This window comes from Catenulispora rubra, from assembly GCF_015356825.1.
GTDB classification, from domain to species: domain Bacteria; phylum Actinomycetota; class Actinomycetes; order Streptomycetales; family Catenulisporaceae; genus Catenulispora; species Catenulispora rubra.
In genome coordinates, this window is sequence record NZ_JAACYW010000417.1 from 1 (window position 1) to 7,692 (window position 7,692).

General features: G+C 70.9%; 8 protein-coding genes, 1 rRNA gene and 1 pseudogene. 5 read left to right on the plus strand and 5 right to left on the minus strand.

Annotated features, from left to right (window positions below; genetic code table 11):
* Positions 1 to 116, plus strand: a 5S ribosomal RNA gene (gene rrf / locus GWK61_RS50835).
* Positions 117 to 909: 793 nt separating this feature from the next.
* On the opposite strand, the gene GWK61_RS50840 is transcribed toward rrf, so the two are convergent.
* A complete protein-coding gene (locus tag GWK61_RS50840; RefSeq protein WP_194921218.1) occupies positions 910 to 2,142 on the minus strand; it encodes a hypothetical protein in 1,233 nt (410 codons plus the stop codon).
* Between the two features lie 6 nt (positions 2,143 to 2,148).
* On the opposite strand from GWK61_RS50840, the gene GWK61_RS50845 reads away from it, so the two are divergent.
* Together GWK61_RS50845 and GWK61_RS50850 are read left to right on the plus strand one after the other, a co-directional pair.
* On the plus strand, positions 2,149 to 2,964 hold the full coding sequence (locus GWK61_RS50845) for a hypothetical protein (RefSeq protein ID WP_228564333.1): 816 nt from the start codon (positions 2,149 to 2,151) through the stop codon (positions 2,962 to 2,964).
* A gap of 279 nt (positions 2,965 to 3,243) precedes the next feature.
* Positions 3,244 to 4,776, plus strand: a complete 1,533-nt coding sequence (locus GWK61_RS50850; protein ID WP_194921209.1) for an aldehyde dehydrogenase family protein — start codon at positions 3,244 to 3,246, stop codon at positions 4,774 to 4,776.
* 81 nt (positions 4,777 to 4,857) lie between these two features.
* Here the strand turns inward: GWK61_RS50850 and GWK61_RS50855 are convergent, their stop codons facing one another.
* Positions 4,858 to 5,238 (minus strand): RNA-binding S4 domain-containing protein, encoded by a 381-nt coding sequence (locus tag GWK61_RS50855; protein WP_194921211.1) that lies wholly within the window; start codon positions 5,236 to 5,238, stop codon positions 4,858 to 4,860.
* A gap of 24 nt (positions 5,239 to 5,262) precedes the next feature.
* Positions 5,263 to 5,703: a VOC family protein gene (locus GWK61_RS50860; protein WP_194921213.1), complete on the minus strand. Its 441-nt coding sequence runs from the start codon at positions 5,701 to 5,703 to the stop codon at positions 5,263 to 5,265.
* Between GWK61_RS50860 and GWK61_RS50865 the strand changes: the two genes are divergently transcribed.
* Positions 5,702 to 5,917: a hypothetical protein gene (locus GWK61_RS50865; RefSeq protein WP_194921214.1), complete on the plus strand. Its 216-nt coding sequence runs from the start codon at positions 5,702 to 5,704 to the stop codon at positions 5,915 to 5,917. The two genes, GWK61_RS50860 and GWK61_RS50865, sit on opposite strands and share 2 nt — an antisense overlap.
* On the opposite strand, the gene GWK61_RS50870 is transcribed toward GWK61_RS50865, so the two are convergent.
* On the minus strand, positions 5,899 to 6,621 hold the full coding sequence (locus GWK61_RS50870) for a pyridoxamine 5'-phosphate oxidase family protein (protein WP_323748147.1): 723 nt from the start codon (positions 6,619 to 6,621) through the stop codon (positions 5,899 to 5,901). The two genes, GWK61_RS50865 and GWK61_RS50870, sit on opposite strands and share 19 nt — an antisense overlap.
* Before the next feature lie 82 nt (positions 6,622 to 6,703).
* Between GWK61_RS50870 and GWK61_RS50875 the strand changes: the two genes are divergently transcribed.
* The gene (locus GWK61_RS50875) at positions 6,704 to 7,195 is read left to right on the plus strand and encodes an HAD family hydrolase (RefSeq protein ID WP_194921215.1); all 492 of its coding nucleotides are present in this window, start codon (positions 6,704 to 6,706) and stop codon (positions 7,193 to 7,195) included.
* A gap of 69 nt (positions 7,196 to 7,264) precedes the next feature.
* On the opposite strand, the pseudogene GWK61_RS50880 reads toward GWK61_RS50875, so the two are convergent.
* Positions 7,265 to 7,692 (minus strand): annotated as a pseudogene (locus GWK61_RS50880) (MBL fold metallo-hydrolase); the annotation flags it as partial.

A 7,692-nucleotide genomic window follows, 5' to 3' on the forward strand; every position in this document is an offset into this window, starting at 1 on the left:
ACGGCCGCCATAGCGGTGGGGAAACGCCCGGTCCCATTCCGAACCCGGAAGCTAAGCCCGCCAGCGCCGATGGTACTGCCAGGGGGACCTGGTGGGAGAGTAGGACGCGGCCGAACTAAATTTCACGAAGCCCCCTCCGGGATCTCCCGGAGGGGGCTTCGTCGCGTTTGGCCCTTTCTTCCGCGGTGCGGGAGGATGGACCCCGACTCATAACAGGAACAGGAGCTGGATCCAATGTCACCATCTTCGGACCGTCACCCGGGCCGCTCCGACCGGGACCGCGACCGAGGCCAGGGCCCTCGCGGCGGCGGTGAGAACCGCCGCCCCGCCGACGACCGCTCTGGCCGTCCCGGCGCCGGCGACCGAGGCGGCCGCTCCGGCGCGGGCTATGGTGACCGCCCCGGCACCGGCGGCAGTCGCGGCTACGGCGACCGCGACGCCCGCGGGGGTTCCAGCTCCGGCGACCGCGACTCCCGCGGCGGCTCGGGGGACCGTGACTCGCGCGGCGGCTCGGGATACGGCAACCGCGACGCGCGCGGCGGCCGCGACGACAGGCCAGGCGGCCGCGACTCGCGGGGCGGCTCCGGATACGGCAACCGCGACTCACGCGGCGGTTCCAGCTCCGGCGACCGCGATTCGCGGGGTGGTTCCGGCTACGGGAACCGTGACTCGCGCGGCGGCTCGGGATACGGCGACCGCGATTCACGCGGCGGCCGTGACGACCGCTCTGGCAATCGCGATTCCGGCAGCCACGGTGACAGGGACTCGCGTGGCGGGTACGGCTCGCGGGACAGTCGTAGTTCTGACTCGCGCGGTGGCTCCGGCTCGCGGGACAGCGGCGGATCGGACTCGCGCGGCGGATACGGCTCGCGCGACACCCGCGGATCCGACTCGCGAGGTGGTTTCGGTTCACGTGACAACCGTGGCTCCGATTCGCGAGGTGGTTTCGGCTCGCGTGATAGCCGTGGTTCTGACTCGCGTGGTGGCTTTGGCTCGCGTGATAACCGTGGTTCTGACTCGCGCGGTGGCTTCGGTCCGGGCGACAGTCGCGGGTCCGATTCGCGAGGTGGCTTCGGCTCGCGCGATGGTCGCGGATCCGATTCGCGCGGTGGTTCCAGCTACGGCGATCGGGATTCCCGAGGCGGCCGCGGTTCTGGTTATGGGGACAGGGATTCTCGCGGCGGCGATCGCGACTCGCGGGGCGGCTCCGGGCACGGCGACCGGGATTCGCGTGGTGGTTTCGGTTCGCGCGACAACCGTGGTTCTGACTCGCGTGGTGGCTTTGGCTCGCGGGACAGTCGCGGTTCCGACTCGCGTGGTGGTTTCGGCTCCCGCGACAGTCGCGGATCTGACTCCCGTGGCAGCTACGGCGACCGGGATTCGCGCGGTGGTTTTGGCTCGCGGGACAGTCGCGGATCTGACTCTCGTGGTAGCTACGGCGATCGTGATTCGCGGGGCGGTTCCGGCTCGCGCGAAGGCCGTTCCGACTCGCGCGGCGGCTACGGCGATCGTGACTCGCGCGGTTCCGACTCCCGTGGCGGCTTCGGCGACCGGGATTCGCGGGGCGGCTCCGGGTCCGGCCCGCGCTCGTTCGGCGGCGATCGCGATTCGCGTGGCGCACGCAGCAGCGATTCGCACGGCGGCTACAGCGAGCGCGACACGCGTGGGCGCGGCGACCGTCCCTCCGACGGTCGTGGTGACTCCCGTGGCGGCTTCGGCTCGCGTGATGGTGGGCGTCCGGCCGGCGGCGATTCGCGGGGTGGCTACGGCGACCGTTCCGGCTCCCGTGGCGATCGTGACTCCCGGGGCTACTCCGGTGGCCGCGATGGTGAGCGCGCCGGCTTCGGCTCCCGTGACCGTGCCGGCTCCCGTGATGACCGTCGCGACAGTGAGTTCGGCTCCCCGCGCGGCTTCGGCGACGACGGTGCCCGCGTCGGGATCGGCGACGACGAGGCGCGTGGCGGCTTCGACGAGCGCGAGGGCGGTGTCAGCGTCGGGTTCGGCGGTGTCGTCGACCGCGACGCTCCCGAGGAGGACGTCCTGGAGATCTCGCCGGACGCCACCATCGACAAGCTCGACAAGGACATCCAGGACGAGCTCGCCCAGCTGCTGAGGTCCAAGGCCACGCTGGTCGCCGGGCACCTGGTGATGGCCGGGCAGAACCTCGACGAGGACCCCGAGCTCGCCTACCGGCACGCCCGGACGGCGATGAAGCTCGCGCCGCGCCTGGCCTCGACGCGGGAGGCCGCGGGGTTGGCCGCGTACCTGACCGGGCGGTACTCCGAGGCGCTGGCGGACCTGCGGACCGTGCGGCGGATCACCGGGACCAACGACCACTGGGCCGTCATGGCCGACTGTGAGCGGGGCCTGGGACGTCCGGAGCGGGCTCTGGCGATGGCCGCCGCGCCGGAGGCCAAGACGCTCGACAAGGAGACGCAGATCGAGCTGCGGATGGTCGCGGCCGGTGCGCGGATCGACATGGAGCAGCCCGAGGCCGCCGTCGTGCAGCTGCAGGGCGCCGACCTGACGCCGGCGAAGATCCAGCCCTGGACGGCGCGGCTGCGCTACGCCTACGCCGAGGCGCTGCTCGCCGCCGAGCGCGAGGACGAGGCGCGCGAGTGGTTCATGCGCGCCGCCGACGCCGACTCCGAGGGCCTCACCGACGCCGCCGAGCGGGTCGACGAGATGGACGGCATCGCCTTCGACGAGGAGGATGGCGACGTCGAGGCCGCGGACATCGCTGATGACGCCGAGGACTTCGACGACGACGACGACGAAGACGAAGAAGAAGAGCTCGACGACGACGAAGACCTCGAAGACGAGGACGACGACGAGGACGACGAGGATGAGGACGGTGAAGACGGAGTCGCCGACCACGAGGTCGACGCGAAGTCCGATCCCGCCGACCCCCTCGCCGCCTCCGACTCGGACTCCGACGCGGACTCCGGCTCTGACAAGCGCTAGGCACTGACCACCAAGCACCACCAAGCACCACCCCGCACCACCACCGACCGGCGGCCGCCCCCAGGGGCAGCCGCCGGTCGTGCGTTCCCGCGCCACCTGATCCCCACCTGATCCACCACACGTCCCAACTCCCTATTGCCCCAGGCCGCTTCGAGGTGAAGGATCGGAACCATCGACGTTACCCGGCGGTAGCGATCGACCGGACACCCTCCGGAGCCAACCGTCCCGACCAACCGTCCCCAACCCACCCTCACCTCCGCACGGAAGAGGCAGTCAGCCATGAGCGATCAGGGTTCAGCTAACGGCGCGGCTGTCGGCGTCCTGGAACCGGGCGCCCCCAGTTTCGTCTCCTACGACCCCGCCGACGGCGGCGAGGTCGCCACCTTCCCCGCCATGACCGCCGAGCAGGTGCGCGCGGTCGTGGCCGAGGCGCGCCAGGCCTTCGCCTGGTGGTCCTCGCTGACCTGGGCCGAGCGCGAGCGGCGGCTGCGCAAGTGGGCCGGCGTCATCACCCGCGGGCTCGACGAGCTCGGCGAGCTCATGCACCGGGAGAACGGCAAGCCCCGCGGCGACGCCTTCCTGGAGGCCTTCCTCGCCATCGAGCACATCGGCTGGGCCGCCGGGCACGCGCGCAAGGTGCTGCACCCGCGCCGCGTGGGCACCGGCCTGCTGATGGCCAACCACGCCGCGACGCTGGAGTACCAGCCGCTCGGCGTGGTCGGCGTCATCGGCCCGTGGAACTACCCCGTGTTCACCCCGATGGGCTCGATCGCCTACGCGCTGGCTGCCGGCAACGCCGTGGTGTTCAAGCCCTCGGAGTACACCACCGCGATCGGCAAGTGGATCGTCGACGCGTTCGACAAGGCCAACCCGGACGCGCCGCACAAGGTGCTGCGGCTGATCACCGGCACCGGGCCGACCGGGGCCGCGCTGTGCGAGTCGGGCGTGGACAAGATCGCGTTCACCGGCAGTGCCCGGACCGGCCGCAAGGTGATGGCCGCGTGCGCGCCGTCGCTGACGCCGGTGCTGATGGAGTGCGGCGGCAAGGACGCGATGATCGTGGCCGCCGACGCGGACCTGTCCAAGGCCGCCGACGCCGCGCTGTGGGGTGCGATGTCCAACGCCGGGCAGACCTGCGTGGGCATCGAGCGGGTCTACGTCGTGGACTCGGTGAAGGACAGGTTCGTCACCGAGCTGACCTCGCAGATCCAGAAGCTGGCGCTGACCCCCGGCGAGGGGCCGGACGCCGCCTACGGCCCGATGACCATGCCCTCGCAGATCGACGTCGTGCGCCGGCACATCGACGACGCCATCGCCAAGGGCGCCACGGTCCTGGTCGGCGGCAGCGGCGCGGTGCAGGCCCCGTACGTCGAGCCGACCGTGCTCCTGGACACGCCCGAGGACTCCAGCGCGGTGCGCGAGGAGACCTTCGGCCCGACCATCACGGTCAAGGGCGTGCGCGACGTCGAGGAGGCCATCGAGCTGGCCAACGCCACCGACTACGGCCTCGGCGCCTCGGTCTTCGCCCGCCGGGGCGGCACGACCATCGCCCGGCGCCTGCGCAGCGGCATGACCTCGGTCAACGCCGTCATCGCCTTCGCCGGGATCCCGGGCCTGCCGTTCGGCGGCGTCGGGGAGTCCGGCTTCGGCCGCATCCACGGTGCCGACGGGCTGCGCGAGTTCACGCGCCCGAAGGCGATCACGCGGCGCCGCTACTCGACGCCGTTCGAGCCGGCGACGTTCGCGCGCAACCCGAAGACCTTCGCGATCATGAAGAAGTACGCCGAGACGCGGTACGGCCGCAAGAAGTAGGCGCGGTCTTCGCAGGCGCGCTCTTTACAACGAAGCAGAATGACGCCGCGGCGCCGGATACCCTGAGTCCGGTTCCGCAGCCTAGAAAGGCCGCCCGCGCAGCCGGTCCATGTCCCGCCGCTCGCGCTTCGTCGGCCGCCCGGCCCCGCGGTCGCGCACGGCGACCGCGACGAACAGCTCCCGGGGCGGGGGCGGCGGGCTGTTGTCGACGTAGCATTCGGCGGCGGCCGGTGCGCTGACCCGCTTCGTGATCAGCTTGCTCACCACCACGACCCGCTCGCGCTGGTCCTGCCGCACCCGGACCTCGTCCCCGGCGCGCAGTAGGTGCGAGGGCTTCACGCTCTCGTTGTTCACCTTCACGTGTCCGCCGCGGCAGGCGTCGGCGGCCATCGACCGGGACTTGGTCAGCCGCACCGACCAGATCCAGCTGTCCACGCGGACGGCGGTGGCATCGGACGTCATGAACGCGACTTTAACGGCTGGCGCTCACGAGTGCAGACACAATTCGTTGCCCTCGGGGTCGGCGATGGTGACCCAGCGCGACGGTCCCTGCTGGCCCCGGTGCAGCACCTTGGCGCCTCGGGACGTCAGCCGCGCCAGCTCGCTCTCCAGGTTCCCCTCGCCGACCTTGATGTCCAGGTGCACGCGGTTCTTCACGGTCTTGGGCTCGGGCACCACCTGGAACAGGATGCGCGAGCCGGGGCCGGCGTCCTTGCCGTCGGGGTGCACGATCGCCTGGCCGAGGGCCCAGACCAGGACGCCGTTGTGGGTCTTGGTGTCGGCCTCGGTCGCGTGGCCGGCGGCGACCATCGAGCGGATGAAGTCCTCGTTCGAGGGCTCCAGGTCCCACCCGATCGCCTCGGCCCACCAGTCGGCCAGGGTGTGCGGGTCGGCGGAGTCGACGACGACTTGATAGGTGAACGCCATGATCCGACGTTACCGGCCGCCGCTGACAAGTGCTGCACGGTGCTGCACTGTGCTGCCGACGCGTACTGCGGCACCGCCGCCGACAAGCGCCGCGGGACCGCCGACGGGCACCGCGGGACCGCCGACAGGCACCGCCGGACCGCCGACGAGCGCGTCCGCACACCTGGCCGAGTGGCTGCCCCGCGGCTACTTCTTCTACTTCTTCGTGACGTAGATGCTCTTCTCGTAGCTCGCGCCGTAGTACTCGGTCAGCTCCTCCAGCGACTCGCGCGTCCACTGCACCGACTTCACGATCGCGGCGTGCGGCGGCAGCTGGTCCGGGTCCCACGTCGGCGGCTTCCACAGCGAGGAGCGCAGGAAGGCCTTCGGGCAGTGGAAGAAGATCTGCTCGATCTCCACCTCCAGTGCCATGATCGGCCGGTGCCCCTTGACGATCATGGCGTCGAAGTACGCGGCGTCGCGCACCAGCCGCGCCCGGCCGTTGATCCGCAGCGTCTCGGCCCGGCCCGGGACCACGAAGATCATGCCGACGTGCGGGTTGCGCAGGATGTTGTGATACCCGTCGGCCCGCCGGTTGCCGGGCCGCTCGGGCACGGCGATGCGGGTGTCGTCGAGGACCTTGACGAAGCCGGCCGGGTCGCCCTTCGGCGAGACGTCGCAGTTGCCCAGCTCGTCGCTGGTGGCCAGGAAGCACAGCGGCGAGGCGGCCAGCCAGCGCCGGTCGATCGGCTTGAGTCGCACGCGCTCCTTGTTGATCGCGCGCTCCATCGGCTCGCCGAGCAGCGCGCGGAGTTCGGCCTCGGAGGTGATGGCGGCCTCGGCCGGGGCGGGGGCGATGACGGGCTCGGTGCTCTCGGCGACAGTGTTCTCGACGACAGTGTTCTCGGCTGTGCTGTTCTCGACAACGGCTTCGGTCACTGCGGCAGCCCTTCCGGAGTGGTAGCGGCCCGCCAGCTCTGCGGTCCTTACACCCAGAGTAGCGCTCGGTACGATCATCGCCATGGGTCCCTTGGCGTTGTTCGACCTGGACGACACACTCATCGTGCTCGCTCCGGCCTTCCGACGCTTCGCGCAGGACTTCGTACGCGGCTTCGCGCTGCCTGCCGAGGCGGAGGAGTGGCTGGTCGAGGCCTGGGACCCGCGCCAGAAGCGGGACGCCTTCTTCGCGCGAGTGCGGGAGCGCTACGGACTAACGGAGCCTGTCGAGGAACTGTGGCGGCTCTATCGCAGCCGCATGCCGCAGTACGTCGAACTACGTGACGAGGTCCGCGACGGACTGGTCGCGATGCGGCGCGCCGGCTGGCGGCTGGGCATCGTGACCAACGGCGGATGGATGGTCGGCGACAACGCGCACGCCGACATCGAAGGCGGGGCGGCGGCGGGGCTGCGGACCGTGTGGATCGGCGTGGACGGCGAACCCGCACCTCGGGCGGCCACAGCGACGGTGAAGGATGTTGTCGAGGCCTTCCCGCTGCTGCTGACTTGTCGATAAACCGATTGGTGGATCTGACGACAGTCGGTTCGCTCGCGCCGACAACCGGCGCGAGCGTCAAGATCTACCTCACCCCGCGCTGGCCGCGTCCGCCATCGGGTGCTCCCACCCGTCCGTCTTGTTCAGGTACATGTTGATCCCGACGATGTTCGACGCGTACGAAGACAGCTCCTCGAACTTCGTCTGCGTGTCCTCGTTCGCGTGCTCCACCGGGTAGCGGGCCGCGGTCTTCTCGCGCACCATTTCGATGGCGTGGTCCAGGTCGAGGCGGCTGGTGCGGGCGTCGCGGACCAGCTCGACCCACAGTCGGACCTCCTCCTCGGCGCGGGCGAGGGTGTCGGTGACGTCGCGGACCGGGCCGTAGTGGCTGAACAGGAGGCGGGTCGGTTGGAGGGTGCGGAACTTCTCCAGGGAGTTCAGGGCCAGCGGTAGGTCGAAGTCCGGGGGTGGGGTGCCGGGGCGGACGTCGCCGGGCTGGTCGGGGTCCTCGGAAGGGA